We start from the raw sequence: 17,871 nt of genomic DNA, 5'->3' as shown, positions 1-17,871 counted from the left end.
CACTCCACTATCTGCAAAATATATGATGTCAAAACTTGTTACCAGCCTGATCAGGATAGGTCTTTTGGGTGTGTTATTCGTTTTTTTATTTTACCCAGAGCATTTTCATGTCAAATTTGATTATCCGGGTGCACCGCAAAGTGATAACTGGTATATCCGTTTAACTAAAACGTTTTTCTGGCTTTTACTGATCATTGAGATTCTGCGTATATTTTATTACGGAGTAGTAAAAAGCAAATCGAAAAGTATCCTGGCCAATGTGGTTACGCTGGTTGTACCATTATTGGTTACACTTTTGTTTCTGGAAATCATTTTCATGTTTGTTCCTCAAAGTCACGAGGGCGTACTTTCCAAAGCATCCCAGATTTGGTGGGAAAAATACTGGAATCCTGTAAACGCGCTTGGATATCATGATAAAGAAGTAACAAAATCTTCTGGAAAGAAAGAAGTCCTTGTTATTGGAGATTCCTTTGCAGCCGGACATGGTCTGGAAAATGTTTCGGAACGGTTTTCTGATCAATTGGAAGAGAAACTTGGAAAGTCTCAATATACCATTTATAATCTCGGCGTGTCAGGAGCGGATACAAGGGATGAATACAAACGGCTGAAAGAATTTCCTGTAAAACCGGATGTAATTATACTTCAGTATTTCCCAAATGATATTGAAAAAGTGGGAAGAGAAAAAGGATTGTCTCTTTCAGGAACGGCTCCTTATGCTGATTTGAAAGGGCCATTGTCAAGTCTGGTAAAACGGTTTTATCTGCCTAATTTTATTTACTGGCAATTGCCTCATGCCTCGTTCAGTACATTCGAGAAATTTGTTCAGACGGCTTATTCGGATACAACAATCCTGAATTCTCATTTACGCGATTTATCGAATATGATTGCATACAGGGATAGTACAGGTGCAAAAATGTATGCCGTTTTTATTCCCTTTTTATTCCAATTGGACAAAAGTGCTTCTTATACAAAGCCTGTTGAGGATTATTTGCGTTCAAAAGGTGTTACGATCGTTCCTATAAATGACGGAATTGCTAAAATCCCTGAAAAAGAACGTGTTGTTGGGAAAAATGATGGGCACGGTAGTAAAACCCTAAATACATTAATTGCTGACCGGCTTTTTGATGTTATGAAAAAACCTTAATACTAAATAAGATAAATTTTATCGAAATTTGTAATAGGGTAATCAAATCTTGGAAAATTATAACTTTAATTAAATAGGAAATGGATTTTTTAACTGACTTATTCTCATTTATGAAGGAGCGCAAGAAATGGTGGCTTGCTCCTGTAATCATCGTGTTGTTATTAATTGGCGTGTTAATTGTGATTGGTGGTGGTTCAGCAGTTGCACCGTTCATTTATACATTATTCTAGTTTAAATAAAAGTCATCGGCATTTTATGTTGATGGCTTTTATAATTGCTAAAAGGCTTCTTATTTCGGTAAGAAGCAAGGTTCTTTATATCCCTTACATAAAACAAATGAGTGAGTCAGAAAAAGCCAAAGCACAGCTGGTGATTGTAACCGGACTGGTAGTTCTATATTTTATCTTTAAATCCCGCTATCCTTATTTACTGATTGCAGCAGCAGCAGTTGGCGTAATCAGCATTGCAATTCCAGTGGCAGGAGATCTGATCGTAAAAGGCTGGTACAAATTTGCAGAAGTACTTGGAGCAATCAACGGCAAAATTTTACTTTCAATCGTGTTTTTTATTGTTCTTGTACCGGTAGCTATTTTGGCAAAACTTGGCAAGAAAAATCCATTATCCCTGAAACGTGAAAGTAAAAAAAGTGTATTTATTGATCGAAATCATAAATACACTTCAAAAGATCTTGAACAGGTCTGGTAAAAATATATTACTATCATATGAATTTTATATTCATATAAAATAAGAAACTGTTCAATTTTGACGGTTTCTTATTTTTGTTTTTGAATAACACGTTAAATCAGTTATCCAAAATATTGTTTACCTCTTTTCGTTAGCTTTTCGTGCTAAATTTCTGCTGAAAGAAATCAAAAAAATCAATGCAAAACCGTTTTCCTCTTATAACACTTCTTGTTTTATTTTCATCATTTCTTTTTTCGTGTGGAAATGATCAGCAGGCTTATGTTCCAAGACCTAAGGGTTTTAACCGTATTGACTTGCCGGCCCAGACTTATCAGAAGCTGACAGAAAAGCATCCTTATACTTTTGAATATTCAAAGGCGGCCAGGATTATGCCCGACACTTTTGCTTTGGCACAAAAGGACTGGATCTATATTTACTATCCTCGTTTTAAAGCAAATATTCAGCTTACTTATAAAGATATTAACAATGATCCGAAACGTTTGCAGGATTATATTAATGATTCTTTCAAATTAACAGGGAAACATCAGGTTCGGGCATCGTCTATTCAGGCGCAAAAACTGGTCACAACAAACGCCCTTACTGCGATGATTTTTAAGATTGAAGGTGATGTTCCAAGCCCTTATCAGTTCTACACTACCGATAGTACAAAGCACTTTTTACGTGGTGCAATTTATTTTTCAACTGCTACAAAAAACGATTCACTGGCTCCGGTTGTTAATTTTATTCAGAAAGATATGGTTCATCTGCTGAATACATTGCAGTGGAGATAAAGTGATCTTTAATCTTGTAGCGAATACAGGAAGAATGTATCTTTGAAATAAATATTAACACTTCTTCATAAAAATGGCCAGAAAGCAAGTAAAAAATCAGCTCCCACTCGATTTCTCTGTTCGTGGAAATAGAATTATTTTGCATTTAGGACAGGTGGAAAGCCAGAAATTTACTGATAATCTTTTTGACGGACTGGTTAACGGCGACTGGGTTATTGAACCTGCCGGTGAAGTTGCGGATGTATCTTACGCACAGGATATCGTACATCAGATCGGCCATAAATTACCTTATCCCGAAGGAATTAAAATTGCTCAGCTGCATAATATTGATACAACTTTCAAAGGTTTTGCCTGTATGTATCATCAAAAAGGCTGGGTATTTGTAAATGCTGCTTCGGAAATAAACGAGCGAAATTATCATATCCATTTATTAACGGTATCGCTTGGTCTTCATAGTATGTATGCAAGTCCTGCTTCTTTGGCAAATCGTTCAGAACAACTGATCTTTGATGCTTTATTGCCTTATAAGGATGTGGAAAGTTTTTTCCGGGACGATATTTCGAAAATTCCGGGTTTCCTTGCTTCCGATATTGCCAATTTTTTCAAAGTACCATTTCCAATGGTTTTGAAAAGAGCAATGCAGTTGAGAATTATCACCGACGAACAATACCGTACGTTTATGACTGTGAAGCCAGCCGCTTCTACAAAACCAAGAGAGCTTTTTATTTCCAAAGAGGGAAATATTGATGATCTGGAAGCTCAATTGTTTGCAGAAGGGTTAGGCGAATAACTGTCTCTGAGTTTACGCATCCATATTACTTAAATCCGGTAATGGACTGACTGAAGTCCAGCCGCCATCCACAATCAGACTTTGCCCTGTGATATGTCCTGAAAAGGGAGAAAGCAGGAATAATGCTGCATTGGCAATATCTTCGCAGATGGCAGGCCGTCCCATAGGTGTAATTCCAGACCACATTTTCGGGTAAGTAGGATCAGTTGTCAAAGTTCTTTCCGTCAAAGTTGCGCCGGGAGCCACTGCGTTGATCGTGATTCCGTAAGGTGATAATTCCAGCACCAGATTTTTTGCCAGCATTTCCAGCCCTGCTTTTGTCATGGCATAGGCACCCAGAAATTTGTGCGATTGATGACCGACAACAGATGACATTAGTAAAACCCGTCCGCCGGATTTTTGTAATCTCATTTGTCTGGCCGCAGCCTGAGTCAATAAAAAAGATCCCATCAAATTGACTTCCAAAACCTTTTGAAGATTTTCTTTTGGATAATCAAAAAAGTCACCAAAAAGGGTAATACCGGCATTCGCTACGGCAATGGTTAATTGTCCGAAACAGCTGACAGCTTCGGCAACCATACCGTCAATGATATCAGATTGCGAAGCGTCGCCTGCAAAAGCGATACACTCTCCGCCAAGTCCCCGGATTATGTTGGCGGCTTGTTTAGCCAGATCTGCATCAAAGTCGTTTAAAATTACGCCGGCTCCTTTTAATGATAATTGTTTTGCAATCTCAAATCCGATTCCTTGTCCCGCGCCAGTTACAATGGCGACCTGGTTATTAAATATCTGGGTACTCATAATTTTAAGTAGGTTTGGTTTATTTTCTGTCTGGGGATTGGTTTGGTTAATCACTCAGACTTTTCATTACCCGTCGGACGGCCGAAAAAAGCCGTCCGACGGGTCGCTCGTTCCAAAATCGTGCTATGTGCCATCGGTCGGACGGTTTTTTTTACCGTCCGACCGGTAATGAAAACTATTTCACAGCACGAAAAAATTCACATTCCAATATCATCAAAATATCCTTTCAATCATTTCCTCAGAAAGCACCTGTCTGGAAAGTTCCAAAAACTCATTCCCATCCTTTGGAATATTAAGTAACAAATGAGCCTTCTCCTGATTACACAACTTTTCATTTCCAAGCAAAGCATATTCCCTCACCGAACTAAATTCCCACCTTTCAATTTCTTTCACTAAACCTGCTTTTGACGGATTTTGATGAATGTAATGAAAACAAATTTCAGCATACAAAGGATTTTCTGTTTCGAGCATCTTAGCTTTTGTATGCTGTTGAAATAACGAACCGGTTCTGTTTTGTTGTTTATTGATGGCTTGGGAATATGAGCTTAGCATGATTTGAAATGCTTTGTTAATCTCCTTTTCTTCTGTTTTTTCTTTTGGCTCATTTAAAAAATGAAAGTGATTGGGCATGAGACAATAGGCTAACAAGTCGCAATGAGGCAAAAGATGCTTTTCTATTTTCTTAATGAAAAACAGATAGTTGCCATAGTTGAAAAATATTTTTTGCTTGTTGTTGCCCCGGTTGTACACATGGTAAAGTGTGTTTGGTTTGAATTCCATGAAGTGTTAGTGTGTGGCAAATTGTGAAATGCTTTAATTATTGGGTGAATCTCTCAGATTTAGTTTGTTATGTAGTTTTTTTAATTGGTTAATCATTCAGACTTTAATTACCCGTCGGACGGCTTTTTCCGCCGTCCGACGGGTAATTAAAACTATTTCAGATTCGGAAAATATTATTATTTGACCGTCGCACTATTAACAAAGAATCAATGCGAATCCCTCGTTACTTTATCCCCGGATCCACCTCTCAAAAAGTCCAGATCAGCTCCAACATGTGCCTGCATTACATGATTGATATGAAGATTAACGTATCCGCGGTTATAACCCATATCTAATGGTTTCCATAAAGCACGGCGTCTTTCCAGTTCTTCATCAGATACCTCCAGATTTAACTTTCTGTTTTCCACATCCAGTTCAATATAATCACCATCCTGCACCAAAGCCAATACGCCACCCACGGCTGCTTCCGGAGAAATATGCAAAACAACAGTTCCAAAACCGGTACCGCTCATTCTTCCGTCAGAGATACGTACCATATCGATAACACCTTTTTCGAGAAGTTTTTTTGGCAAAGACATATTCCCAACTTCCGGCATTCCAGGATAACCTTTTGGGCCAACATTTTTAAGCACGAGAATGCTGTTTTCATCCACATCAAGATTTGGATCATCCAACCTCGCTTTGTAATCATCAATATCTTCGAAGACGATTGCTTTTCCACGGTGCTGCATAAGCTCCGGTTTCAATGAGGCGGATGGTTTTATAACCGCTCCATTTATACTCAGATTTCCACGAACTACGGCCAATCCTGTAAGATCCTTCACCGGCTCATCCAAAGTTCCGATCACTTCATTATCAAAACATTCTGCCGAAGCGCAGTTTTCTGCAATCGTTTTTCCGTTTGCAGTAATGGTATCTTGGTGCAAAAGAGAAAGCATTTCTTTTATTACAACCGGCAATCCACCAGCGTAATAGAAATCTTCCATAAAATATCCGCCGGAAGGTTGAAGATTTAACAAAAGTGGAATTTTTTCACAAAGCGCATTGAAATCATCCAAAGCAAGATCAACGCCAATACGTCCTGCAATTGCTAATAAGTGGATTACAAAATTAGTTGAACCGCCAATCGCAGCATTCAGCATAATTGCGTTTTCAAAAGCGTCTTTAGTCAATATTTGAGAAAGGCGCAAATCGTCTTTCACCATTTGCACAATACGGCGACCGGATAGATGCGCGATTACTTTTCTTCTTGAATCAGCTGCTGGAATTGCAGCATTTTCTGGTAAAGTCAAACCCAGGGATTCAACCATACAAGCCATGGTTGAAGCTGTTCCCATCACCGCACAGTGTCCCTGACTGCGGCACATACAAGCTTCCGCTGTTGTCAGTTCTTCCTGAGAAATTTCTCCTTTCCGGTACATTTCGCTGAAACGCCATACATCGCTGGTGCCAATGGTTTTTCCACGGTAACGACCTGTCAACATCGGTCCGCCGGAAACAACGATCGTTGGAATGTCCACGCTTGCGGCACCCATAACCAGGGAAGGAGTGGTTTTATCGCAACCACAAAGCAAGACCACACCATCAATTGGATTAGCACGAATCGATTCTTCAACATCCATACTAGCCAGATTTCTGTATAACATGGCCGTAGGTTTTATCAAAGTTTCCCCAAGCGACATCACCGGAAATTCGAGCGGAAATCCACCTGCTTCCCAGACACCTCTTTTCACCGATTCGGCAAGTTCACGGAAATGGCCGTTGCAGGGTGTCAATTCAGAAAATGTATTACAGATACCAATTACCGGGCGTCCTTCAAATTCGTCAGCCGGATAACCCTGGTTTTTCATCCATGCTCTGTATATAAATCCGTCTTTTCCTTCTTTTCCAAACCAGCCGCGGCTGCGTAATTTATTTTCTCCCATTAGTCGCCATTGTTTATATTCGATTAGTAAAGGCGGGAAGTAGTTAAATATAATTCCGTTAGTCCTTTAAAAAGTAAAATATAGTATCTTCGTTGACCACGTGCCTGCTATTACACTATGATTTGTTACGATATTATCCGGTTATCTTTTTCCAAAATACTAAGCTGCTTTTTAATTAGCATGACAGCCCTGCCATCTATGGCGCAGATTCATAATGGACAATTTCTTGAAAAGCTGCTCAAAAAACATTCAGCGCATCTGGCCAATGTTTTGGATCATCCCGATAAATATGAGGTTCAGATTTTGTACACAAAAATTGACCGGAATAATAGAAACGAGCCACATTTTACAACGTATGGCTATCATGTTAATAATTCGCAATATTTCTATCCGGCAAGTACCGTGAAACTTCCAGCGGTATTGCTGGCTTTGGAAAAAGTAAATAAGCTTGGAATAGATAAATACACTCCAATGTTTACCGGGACAGATCGTCCGGAAGAAACTGCTGTGAAATCGGATACAACCGCTGAGGATAAATTACCTTCAGTGGCGCATTACGCAAAAAAAATACTTCTGGCCAGTGACAATGATGCTTTTAACAGGCTATATGAATTTATCGGGCAAAAAGATTTTAACGATTCAATGCGTGCCAAGGGGTATAAGGACGTAAGAATATCCCACCGACTGGAATCTCCGATTGGCACTGAAAATAATCGTTATACCAATCCAATCCGTTTTGAAAAAGACGGAAAACTGGTTTATGAACAGCCGGGGAAATATTCTGATCAAAAATTTATTTCTCCTGAACCGATCAAAAGAGGGAAGGGGTATATGAAAAATGGAACGCTGGTTAACGAACCGTTTGACTTTACGGAGAAGAACTATTTTGCACTCGGAGATCAGCACAAACTTTTAAAAGCACTTTTTTTTCCTGAAAGTGTGCCGGTAAAAGAGCGCTTTAATTTGACAAAAGAGGATTATCGTTTTGTTTATCAATATATGTCACAATTCCCGGTTGAAACGGAATTTCCGGCAAATTATACCGATGACTATTACGACGGTTACGTCAAGTTCTTATTATTTGGAGGAACAAAAACCCGTTTGCCGAGGCATATTCGTTTGTTCAATAAATGCGGTGATGCTTACGGATATTTGCTTGATAACGCCTACATCGCAGATTTTGAAAAAGGAATTGAATTTATGCTTACGGCCGTAATTTATTGTAACGAAGATCAGATTTTCAACGACAATAAATACGATTATGATGAAATCGGCCTGCCTTTTATGCGCGACTTAGGAAAAGCCGTTTTTGATTATGAGCTGGAAAGACATCGTGCGAACCGTCCGGATCTTGGCCGTTTTGAAGTTCGGTACGACAAATAGATCAGGACATTTTTAGTTTAATTCTTGGTGCAATCTGACAAATATAAAGATTGATAAAATGACCCGTGATCAATAATATCGATCCGATATATCCCAGCCAATGGAATATATAATGCTTTCCTTCAAAAATAAGCGAAATAGCAAAAATCAATAATGCTCCCCAAAGCAGAATTTTCAACGAAATAGATTTATGATCTTTCGTTGCGAAATAAACGGCTATTCCGTTGACCAGAATAAAAAAATAATCAAGCGAAATATACCCGATATGCGTGTGATTTTTATGCGTAAATGCAGTTCCCATCGCAAGAGCTGGCATGGCTATGCAATGTATAATACATAAAACGGAGCCTACTATTCCAATATAATCTGCCTTGTTGTGTGAATGCGTCATTACTGATTTTGAACGATAAGGGTACAAAAGTAAAACTTCATAACATTAAATGCAACGTTGTTGCATAATATTTTGTTAATTATTTCTAGAACAAAATGAAAAGAATTTGTCATTATGATGATTTTCGTGAACTTCGAACTTAACTTTGGCAGGAAAGGTTTTTAAGGTAGCCAATACCAGCAAAGAAATTAAATTGGTAGAAAATGGAGCAGTTAAGAGAAACACTAAAAGGGCATCATTTGCGTACGACAACGTGCCGTGAGGATGTTCTTTCAGCTTTTATAAATAAGAAAAATGCGCTTTCACACGGTGATCTGGAAGGGGCGTTAGGAGAGAGCTACGACCGGGTAACGATTTATCGTACGTTAAAAACTTTTTTGGAAAAAGGTATTATCCATAAAGTTTTGGATGACGAAGGATTACGTTATGCACTTTGTTCACATCAATGTTCAGAAGAAAAACACCAGCATGACCATATACATTTTAAATGCAGTATATGTGGTAAAACAAATTGTCTTGAAAATTTACATATCCCGAATGTTGCCTTGCCACAGGGATATCAGCCTGCGAGTTTCAACTTGCTGATTCAGGGAACTTGTCCTGAATGTGTGGCTGAATAAATATAAAAAGGGAGCCAGGTAACAAACCAGTCTCCCTTTCTCATTACTTCCACCTATTTAACTTTCAGATTAAAATCAAGGTTTACATCATCGCTGCCTGGCGTGATGGTACCGTTTTTAGCATTTGGCTGATGACGAAGCTGTACTTTTAATATACCGGTACCTGCCGCTCCTGCTTTTGCAGTTCCGGTTAAACCGATCGGGTAGCCATTTGTATCCTTATCACCATAAGTATAAGTAAGCAAGGTTGTCGGATTAGGGGTATAAACCAATAAATGTTCATATGCTTTTTCCTTAATTTCTGCTGTGATATCGTCAATCGGCGTTTTGCTTTCGTCCAAAAATGCGGGTGTCAGCGTATAACTTACGTTCGCTTTCAAAGAAATGGTATCAAATTTTGTCGGTGCATTTCCACCATCTCCATCCGGATCTTTGTAAGCAAAAGTGGTTACAGTTCCGGTACCCACTTCCGTAAATGTCAGCGTGACAGACGTGATCAGTTCATTTTCGTCATCGGCTTCTACCTCATCGCCCGAGTCTTTGCATTGGGTGAATAATGTAGTTATTCCAAAAAGTAACATCCAGGTTAATTTACGATTCATGTTATTTGTTGTTTTGTTAAATAAAAAAAGGATAAGATCTTTCAGGCTCCGAATTTCCATTTCAGACGAAGCGAAGCATTCCGGCCAATGTCGTCTGAATAATACCGGAAGCGGTTCATATAGTCCCGGTAAACGGTATTGAATAAGTTTTGAACGGAAAGCCCAATTTCGAGCTTCTGTTTATTTGATAAATGGATTGTTCCTCCAGCCTGAATATTCCAAAGCGAATACGCAGCGGGCGGAGGAATAAAATCACTGTTTGGCGGCACACGTTTCTGGCGGGTCACCCAAAGATTTTCCACAGAAAAAAAGACATTATGAAGGTTTGACAACGAAGGAATTTCATATTTCAACTGGTTGTCCCATCGGTTTGCAGGAATCATCACCAGATAATTGTCATTCCGGATATCGTAGGCTTTCAGATAACTTAGCTTGCTGGTAACCGTAATGTTTTTGACAAACTGCCACGCAGCGGAAACATCAATTCCCTTAAAAGAAGCGTCCGTTTGTGTGTATTTAAAATAGGGAAAAGCACCTCTGACCGTTAAAATAGGTTCGGGCTGAGGTTTCAGGTAAATAAAATCTTTTATATAATTAAAATACCCGCCGATTTCGATGGTCAGTTTTTCGCTTGCATATTTTACACTTGCAATAGAATTAAAAGCTTTTTCAGGATACAAAGTGGAATCACCTTTTTCGAAAGCAGCGGCTCCGTGATGCACACCGTCGCTAAATAATTCGCTTACATTTGGCGTGCGCCAGGCAGTCCCGGCATTTAGCCGGGCAGATAAATGTTCAGTAAAATTCCGGGTAGCTCCAACTGTTCCGGATCCATTATGGAAATCGAAATGGTTGGAAATTTTCTGGCGGCTTAGAATCCGGTGTGTGCTCAGCGTTCGGTAATCATAACGGAGGCCAGCTTCAAATTCCCAGTCGTTTTTTACATACCTTTCAATCCAGAAAATCCCGATATTAAATTGGTTGAAATTTGGAATCAGCGGTCTGCCAGTCATTAAATTGTATTGGTACAATGTGCTTATACCAATTTGCCCCGAGATTTTTCCGGCGATCGGTTTGTGATCCCAGATCACATCATTTGTAAGCGTATTAAGCTTAAAAGTTAGTTCAGGATGATTCAGAGCTGCTATCGAATCATTTCTTGGAACGTGTAAATCGTATTCATTCCGGTTGTTAACCTGCTGCGCAATAGTCCATTGCAACCGGTTCCCATCTTGAAAATTGTAATGCGCTTCTGCTTTTAGCAGATCATGCGTTACATTCTGATTTGGTCTCCCGATTTTATAACTGAAACCTGATTTGACGAAGGGCTCGCCATTATTAATAACGTTGAGTAAATCGGTAATACTGCCAATATGTGAGCCTGAAAAAATTCCTATTTTTGTATCAAATCGGCTATAAAAAAGATCAATACCAAAACCTTTACGGCGAAAACCAGCGCCCAGCGAAAAGTTTTGTTCACTGATTCCGGTGTTGTCAAGAAAATAATTTGGCGTACGAATATTTCCCCCGCGTTTGATAGTGCCTTGTGCACGCCAGGCAAAACCGGATAGTCCTTTTATACCACCTTGCAAAGTAGAAGACGCAACACCCTGACGGCCATTGGAGAAACCAACTAAATTTACTTCACCACTTAGCGGTTTGTTAAATGGCAATTCCTCCGGCTCAACCAGAATCACACCGCCAATAGCATCGGAGCCATAGCGCACTCCGGCTGATCCTTTAATCACAGAAAGACGTTTTGCAACAAATGGGTCAATTTCCGGTGCATGCTCAGAACCCCATTGCTGGCCTTCCTGCCGGACGCCGTTGTTCAAAATTAGTACCCGGTTGCTATGTAAACCGTGAATTACCGGTTTGGAAATCGACGATCCCGTTTGCATGGAAGTAACCCCGGAAATACCTTTTAAACTTTCACCCAGGGTTTGTCCCCTTGTTTGTTCAAGATCATTTCCCGAAATCATAGTCAGAGGCTGGGATGATGGAGCATCTGTGCGTTGGGCTGTGATTTCTACATCCTTTAAATGAACTTCCTGTTCAAGAAGTGTGAAATTTTCTTCATGGCTAATAATGAGGTCAATGGTTTGTTTGTAAGTGCTGTACCCAACAATTCTGGCTTCAAGCTGATAGGAACCAGGACATAAATTTCTGATTTCATATTTCCCTTTTTCATCCGTAAAAACGCCAGTCGTAGTCCCGGTTAGCAAAATCGTTGCTCCTGTTATGGGCTGGCTGCTATGCTGATCGCGTACAATTCCCTTTATAAAACATGCACACGAAGATTTTTGGCCATAAGCCAGAGCTGAAACGAAAATGAATAGAAATAGTGAAAAATATTTTTTCATCGGATTATTAAAAGAATTGTCGGATAAGTAGCTGATTGTCTGCATTACATCAGCTAAATCCTAAATGCTCTGGATTATGTTCAAGAATAGAAGTGAGTCGGATAAAAAGTAATGTGTAGTTTTTGCTACAATGTTGCAAAAGTATAATTTATGCAACTATGTTGCAATATAAATTTGTATTTTCTTCTTGGCTTTGGCTTTAAGCTTGTAAATTTGAAGACTGATTGTTTGTTGAAAAGCCGCTCGGTCTACCGTAAATTCTGATGAAGTGCCGAATCTTTTATTGATTAAAATATTGTTAATGCCACCGCTAATAGCAGGTGTAACACTTTCTGTTCGAAAATGGGGAGAAGGATTTGGTGGTTGGATAGGAGGATTTCCCTGGATTGCAGGCCCGATCTCGTTTTTCATTGCCATTGAAAATGGAGCTGATTTTGCGGCTTCCACGGTACCATCCGCTTTGATGGGATCAATTGGGACAACTTTTTTTGCGTTGATTTATTCGATTGCTGCGCCGAGGATGCATTGGCTTCCTGCTTTGTTACTTAGTTATCTGGCGTTTTTTATTGTTGCATTGGCATCACTTGGCCGGACACCGTCACTTCCTTTTGCAGTTGCTCTAAATGTGATTGTTTTGACCGGTGTCTTGTATATTTTTCCAAAACCAAAAGATAAACAGGAGTATAAAAAGCATCCCTTTTATGACATTCCACTGAGAATGTTTGTCGCTACCATATTTGTAGTTTTACTAACCCAGCTTGCAGATAAGCTGGGTCCTACGTGGAGCGGAATTTTGACGCCATTCCCTATCATGACTTCTACCCTGGCCGTTTTTACACACATACAGCAAGGACCGCAGGCTACGGCCAGGATACTTTATGGACTTCTTTCTGCAAGTTATGGGTTTGTTATTTTTCTTCTGGGCGTTTGGTGGCTTGTCCCCATTATGCCAATCGGATTGGCGTACGGAATTTTAGCCATTGTAACCATGTCGGTTAATGGACTTGCAATAAGATTAATACGTAAACAACGTTAGGGAATTGTTAAACCCGTTCCAGCTTTACCGGATATGTTTTCTTGGCATTCCACTGACAAACGTAAATGTTTTTATCCTGATCAATACAAACATCATGACAGTGCATGAAAATCGGTTTGTCCTGCACCATAAGTTGTAATTTTCCATTGGTATATTCTGGTTTAGTACCGCCCGGATTGGAAATTACTTTATTGTTTTTATCCAGAATCGTTACGAATCCTGAATCAGGTGTTTGATTTAAATAACGCAGCCGCGACCAGCAAACACCGGAATATAAGGTGTCGCCATCAAAAACGGGACGACAAACAAAAGCGCCCGGCAAGAAAATGGTTGACAGATATTTTCCGTCTAAAGTAAAGCGTTTGAAAGCGTTATGGGCACGTGAGGTAATCAACAGTGTAGGATTTGCCTTATCACGACTATCAATAGCAATTCCATGCGCGGTTGAAAATTGACTGTCTCCATCACCCGGTCCGCCGAATTTATCAATGAATTCACCCTTTGGAGTATATCTTAAAATCCATTGTGAACCATATCCATCAGCAATGTAGATCGTGCCGTCAGGACCAATCGCAGTTTCAGTTGGTTTAAAAGCATCGGTTTCTTTATAAGCTCCGACTTTCGAAGGATGCTCAATGGTTAACAGGATTTTTCCTTTCAGATCTGTTTTAAAAACTTTTCCAATGTTAGGATCGCACACAAAAAGAAATTCTTCTCCGTTTGCATTCCAAAGGGTAAGTCCGTGTCCGCCAGGAAAATCGTGGCCCCAGCTATCTAATAATTTACCGGAACGGTCGTAAATCAATATATTATTTTTAACCTCATCACCCACCATGATCAAACGCCCTTTGCTGTCTTCAACCATTTCGTGGCAGTTGTTGATAGGAAATTTGGATGCATCCAGATTTCCCCAACCCTGATGCACACGGTAGCGATGTGTTCCATGACCGATTATTTCCCCATCCGCTTTTGGTTTGGCATGAAGAATGTAAAAAGGTTTAAAAGTAAGTGCTGCTGCGGTAACGGCTGCAACTTTGGCGAATTGACGGCGGGAATGTTTATCGTTCATGAAAAGAGGTTTTTCAAGAAAAGACGGAGAAGTTAATTTTCTATCTATTTTTCTACAAAAAGACCTTGCAAGTTTGTGGCTAGCAAGGTCTTTTTTTGAAATAATTTTTTTATTTGTAAATATTACGAGTTAGTAGAAACTCCTATGTCACCCTTTCAGGGTTTTGGTTTTACGGTGAGTATGCCGCTACTATAATAATGTCATCCCTTCGGGATTTTACTCAGGTCAAACCCTGGGAGAAAATTACTCAGGAATTTCCCGAATACCGTTTTCCGTAACGATTCAACCAATCCATCAATTTATTAACATCCTGCATTTTAAATAATTCACTACCCGAATTCATCGTAGCTGCCGATCCGCACGCAACGCCCATTCTTACGGCTTCACGCAAAGATTTGCCTTGGGACAGTGTCCATACAATTCCGGCTACCATACTGTCACCGGCACCAACTGCACTCTTTTTCTTCACCGGTGGTGCAGGAATGTGCTCAACCTGATCTTCTGTAACGAGCATAGCACCCATGGCGCCCATGGAAACCACTACGACTTCACATTGGTTACGGATAATCAGTGCGCGAGCAGCATCATCCACATCATCCATTTCCAGTTTATCGACACCAACGAGTTGACTAAGTTCGGTAATATTAGGTTTCAGCAGATAAACACCAGCTTCCGTAGCTGATTTGAGTGCATCACCCGAGGCATCAGCAATAAATCTGGCACCTTGCTTGTGTGCAATTTTTGCAATTTGTCCGTAAAAATCGTCAGGAGCACCTGGCGGCAAACTCCCGCTGGCTATGATATAGGAAGGTTTCGGATCGAATTCTTCAATAGTTTCCAAAATGGACCGGACTTCGGTTGGCATCAATTCCGAACCCGGAACGCCAAAGCGATACTGAAAACCTGTACTGGTTTCTAAAACATGGAAATTTTCACGTGTCCATTGTTTTGTTTCGATGACGAGTGTTTCTACGCCTTCACTTTTTACCAGTTTGTGCAGGCGCTGTCCTGTTGGACCGCCAATCGTAAAAATGGCGATAGGATTTCCACCCAGCCGATGAATGGCTTTTGCTACATTAATTCCACCTCCGCCGGCTTCAAAATTAGGCGTGTCGCAACGCAGCTTATTTTCCGGGACTATGCGATCTACGTTCGCACTTTTATCCAGAGCCGGGTTAATGGTTAGTGTTACAATCGGTCCGGTAGCCATATTTTTGTAGTAATTTTATAATAAATAGAAACCAGTTGTTGTTAATGCATTTATATGAACCAAATTACGATAATATAAACAGAATAGTAACCGTCAGTTCCCCCATTTTCTTTTTTAGGATTGGCCGTAAAGATAATTTTTGAGCACTATCATCCTTCTGTCAGATTCCAGCCGCCATCTACGGTTAGTGTTTGACCCGTCGTGAATTTGGAATAGTCGGACATGAAATAAACAGCGGATCCGTCCAGATCTGCCGGCAATCCAAAGCGCCCTCCGTTCAGTGTTTGTTTCGCGCTGATGAATTCTTCAATTTGTTCATCTTTATTCTTTGGATTTTCAATAATGGAGGGGGCGATTACATTAATCCGGATATTGTTTGGTGCATAAGTGGCTGCAATCGATCTGGAAAAACCAATAACCGCAGATTTTGCAGTAGCATAAGCATGTGCCGAAAAATGTCCTGGAAAGGGAGAAAAGTCAAGTGCAGAACTCATATTTAAAATAGCGCCGCCTTTTCCCATTCCAAGAAACGCCTGAACGGCGGCTTGATTGGAAAGCATCAGTGATGTCAGATTCAAATCAAGCGTACTATTCCAGCCGCTTAACGTCATTTGATGCAAAGGACCGTCGCCATATTTTTTTCCGCTGCCTCCAGCAACGTGATAAAGTCCGTCAAAACTTCCAAATTCCCGAATGCACAATTGTATTGCTTCCAAAGAAGTATTGGGTTGTGTTGCGTCACCTTGTTTGGCGCGGGCCTGGCTTCCCAATTGTAATTCTGCTACCAGGCAATTTTCCGGATTTCTCCCCACAACCACCACATTTGCGCCATGCTTAACAAAAGCCTTGGCCGCAGAAAATCCCAAACCCGTTGTACCTCCGATAATTACGATTGATTTATTTGTCAGCCAATTTTCCATACATTCTAATTTTTATGCAAAATAGAACTATTACCATAGAATTTAAAATAAAAGCACCTTGTCGCTCTGAAAACAGAAACAACAAGGTGCTTTATTTTAACAATAAATTGTAAGCCTACGCTACCGAACGAAGCAAAGACATAGATGATTTGCTGAATTTTTCCTGAGCGTAATCCAGTGTCATAGTAAATTCCTTCACATCTTTTTGAGATGGTAAATCAAACATCGCGTCCGTCATAATCGATTCACAAATAGCCCGAAGTCCACGTGCACCCAGTTTACAAAGCATCGCCTGATCTACGATGAAATCAAGTACATCTTCTGTAAAGTGAAGTGTAATGCCTTCCATAGCGAAAAGTTTGCTGTATTGTTTAACCAAAGCATTTTTTGGTTCAGTCAAAATACGGCGCAAAGTTTCACGATCAAGCGGATCCAAATGTGTAAGTACAGGAAGACGACCGATCAATTCAGGAATTAAACCAAAAGATTTCAAATCCTGAGCTGTTACGTAACGCATTAAATTTCCTTTGTCAAAAATTTCGATGATACGGTTATCCCCCGAAAATCCGATCGGACGCGTATTGATACGTTTTGCGATATGACGCTCTATACCATCAAATGCTCCGCCGCAAATGAAAAGAATATTTTCAGTATTGATGGTAATCATTTTCTGGTCCGGGTGTTTACGGCCTCCTTGCGGCGGGACATTTACCGAAGAACCTTCCAATAATTTCAGAAGTGCCTGTTGAACACCTTCACCACTTACATCACGGGTTATGGATGGATTGTCCGACTTGCGGGCAATTTTATCCATTTCATCAATGTAAACAATTCCTCTTTCTGCTGCTTCAACATTGTAATCTGCTGCCTGCAACAAACGTGTCAAAATGGTTTCAACATCTTCTCCCACGTAACCCGCTTCTGTTACAACGGTTGCATCTGCAATGCAAAAAGGTACCTGAAGAATCCGTGCGATTGATTTTGCAAGATAAGTTTTACCGGTTCCGGTTTCGCCTACCATGATAATGTTTGATTTTTCAATCACCACATCATCATCTGTAACTGGCTGGTTCAGGCGTTTGTAATGGTTGTAAACCGCCACAGCTAATGAACGCTTGGCTTCATCCTGACCTATCACATATTGTTCAAGAAAACGTTTGATTTCCGTTGGTGGAATCGATTTAAGCTTTGGTAATTTCGTTTTCTTATCCTTTTTATCGTCTTTGGAATTTAGCTCTTCGGTGATAACCTGATATCCCTGAGCAATACAGTGATTGCAAATGTGGGCATCAATACCTGAGAGTAAAAGTTCTACTTCATTTTTTTTGCGTCCGCAAAACGAACAACTTACTTGTGCCATCG

Annotated in this window: 18 protein-coding genes; 8 read left to right on the top strand and 10 right to left on the bottom strand. The window is 40.1% G+C overall.

The annotated features are described in order from the left end of the window. Nucleotides 1–22 precede the first annotated feature (22 nt). From FDK13_RS12460 to FDK13_RS12445, 5 genes are all read left to right on the top strand, one after another. Nucleotides 23–1,144 carry an SGNH/GDSL hydrolase family protein gene (locus FDK13_RS12460; RefSeq protein WP_137340323.1) on the top strand — a complete coding sequence of 374 codons (1,122 nt, stop codon included), beginning with the start codon at nt 23–25 and terminating at the stop codon, nt 1,142–1,144. An 80-nt stretch (nt 1,145–1,224) separates the two neighbouring features. Next, nucleotides 1,225–1,374: a DUF5989 family protein gene (locus tag FDK13_RS35385; protein WP_170982787.1), complete on the top strand. Its 150-nt coding sequence runs from the start codon at nt 1,225–1,227 to the stop codon at nt 1,372–1,374. A gap of 106 nt (nt 1,375–1,480) precedes the next feature. Continuing rightward, the gene (locus FDK13_RS12455) at nt 1,481–1,849 is read left to right on the top strand and encodes an SxtJ family membrane protein (protein WP_137340322.1); all 369 of its coding nucleotides are present in this window, start codon (nt 1,481–1,483) and stop codon (nt 1,847–1,849) included. A gap of 176 nt (nt 1,850–2,025) precedes the next feature. After that, nucleotides 2,026–2,619, top strand: a complete 594-nt coding sequence (gldD, locus tag FDK13_RS12450) for a gliding motility lipoprotein GldD (protein WP_137340321.1) — start codon at nt 2,026–2,028, stop codon at nt 2,617–2,619. 73 nt (nt 2,620–2,692) lie between these two features. Beyond that, nucleotides 2,693–3,409 (top strand): hypothetical protein, encoded by a 717-nt coding sequence (locus FDK13_RS12445; protein ID WP_137340320.1) that lies wholly within the window; start codon nt 2,693–2,695, stop codon nt 3,407–3,409. A gap of 12 nt (nt 3,410–3,421) precedes the next feature. On the opposite strand, the gene FDK13_RS12440 is transcribed toward FDK13_RS12445, so the two are convergent. From FDK13_RS12440 to FDK13_RS12430, 3 genes are all read right to left on the bottom strand, one after another. Then, nucleotides 3,422–4,210: an SDR family NAD(P)-dependent oxidoreductase gene (locus tag FDK13_RS12440; RefSeq protein ID WP_137340319.1), complete on the bottom strand. Its 789-nt coding sequence runs from the start codon at nt 4,208–4,210 to the stop codon at nt 3,422–3,424. 213 nt (nt 4,211–4,423) lie between these two features. Further along, a complete protein-coding gene (locus FDK13_RS12435) occupies nt 4,424–4,990 on the bottom strand; it encodes a transposase (protein ID WP_137340318.1) in 567 nt (188 codons plus the stop codon). Between the two features lie 206 nt (nt 4,991–5,196). After that, nucleotides 5,197–6,915 carry an IlvD/Edd family dehydratase gene (locus tag FDK13_RS12430; RefSeq protein ID WP_137340317.1) on the bottom strand — a complete coding sequence of 573 codons (1,719 nt, stop codon included), beginning with the start codon at nt 6,913–6,915 and terminating at the stop codon, nt 5,197–5,199. Nucleotides 6,916–7,095: 180 nt separating this feature from the next. Between FDK13_RS12430 and FDK13_RS12425 the strand changes: the two genes are divergently transcribed. Next, nucleotides 7,096–8,298 carry a serine hydrolase gene (locus tag FDK13_RS12425; protein WP_137340316.1) on the top strand — a complete coding sequence of 401 codons (1,203 nt, stop codon included), beginning with the start codon at nt 7,096–7,098 and terminating at the stop codon, nt 8,296–8,298. Nucleotide 8,299: 1 nt separating this feature from the next. Here FDK13_RS12425 and FDK13_RS12420 read toward each other — a convergent pair whose 3' ends face one another. Next, on the bottom strand, nt 8,300–8,689 hold the full coding sequence (locus FDK13_RS12420) for a MerC domain-containing protein (protein WP_137340315.1): 390 nt from the start codon (nt 8,687–8,689) through the stop codon (nt 8,300–8,302). A gap of 203 nt (nt 8,690–8,892) precedes the next feature. On the opposite strand from FDK13_RS12420, the gene FDK13_RS12415 reads away from it, so the two are divergent. Next, nucleotides 8,893–9,309 carry a Fur family transcriptional regulator gene (locus tag FDK13_RS12415; protein WP_137340314.1) on the top strand — a complete coding sequence of 139 codons (417 nt, stop codon included), beginning with the start codon at nt 8,893–8,895 and terminating at the stop codon, nt 9,307–9,309. Nucleotides 9,310–9,362: 53 nt separating this feature from the next. Here FDK13_RS12415 and FDK13_RS12410 read toward each other — a convergent pair whose 3' ends face one another. Next, the gene (locus FDK13_RS12410; RefSeq protein ID WP_137340313.1) at nt 9,363–9,911 is read right to left on the bottom strand and encodes a hypothetical protein; all 549 of its coding nucleotides are present in this window, start codon (nt 9,909–9,911) and stop codon (nt 9,363–9,365) included. A 41-nt stretch (nt 9,912–9,952) separates the two neighbouring features. After that, entirely contained in the window at nt 9,953–12,274 is a 2,322-nt protein-coding gene (locus FDK13_RS12405; RefSeq protein ID WP_137340312.1) for a TonB-dependent receptor, read from the bottom strand. 301 nt (nt 12,275–12,575) lie between these two features. Here FDK13_RS12405 and FDK13_RS12400 point away from each other — a divergent pair, with 301 nt between their 5' ends. Continuing rightward, nucleotides 12,576–13,310: a hypothetical protein gene (locus FDK13_RS12400; RefSeq protein ID WP_137340311.1), complete on the top strand. Its 735-nt coding sequence runs from the start codon at nt 12,576–12,578 to the stop codon at nt 13,308–13,310. Nucleotides 13,311–13,317: 7 nt separating this feature from the next. Here FDK13_RS12400 and FDK13_RS12395 read toward each other — a convergent pair whose 3' ends face one another. The 4 genes from FDK13_RS12395 to clpX form a co-directional block, all read right to left on the bottom strand. Beyond that, the gene (locus tag FDK13_RS12395; RefSeq protein ID WP_137340310.1) at nt 13,318–14,379 is read right to left on the bottom strand and encodes a 6-bladed beta-propeller; all 1,062 of its coding nucleotides are present in this window, start codon (nt 14,377–14,379) and stop codon (nt 13,318–13,320) included. A 247-nt stretch (nt 14,380–14,626) separates the two neighbouring features. Beyond that, nucleotides 14,627–15,589: a 1-phosphofructokinase family hexose kinase gene (locus FDK13_RS12390; protein WP_137340309.1), complete on the bottom strand. Its 963-nt coding sequence runs from the start codon at nt 15,587–15,589 to the stop codon at nt 14,627–14,629. 149 nt (nt 15,590–15,738) lie between these two features. Then, entirely contained in the window at nt 15,739–16,509 is a 771-nt protein-coding gene (locus FDK13_RS12385) for an SDR family NAD(P)-dependent oxidoreductase (RefSeq protein WP_137340308.1), read from the bottom strand. A gap of 115 nt (nt 16,510–16,624) precedes the next feature. Then, a complete protein-coding gene (gene clpX, locus FDK13_RS12380) occupies nt 16,625–17,869 on the bottom strand; it encodes an ATP-dependent Clp protease ATP-binding subunit ClpX (protein ID WP_137340307.1) in 1,245 nt (414 codons plus the stop codon). Between the last annotated feature and the right edge of the window lie 2 nt (nt 17,870–17,871).

Origin of the sequence: Dyadobacter frigoris (assembly GCF_005280585.1) — a bacterium.
Classification (GTDB): domain Bacteria; phylum Bacteroidota; class Bacteroidia; order Cytophagales; family Spirosomataceae; genus Dyadobacter; species Dyadobacter frigoris.
Note: the sequence above shows the minus strand (reverse complement) of the source record. Positions and strands in the feature narration are given on the sequence as shown.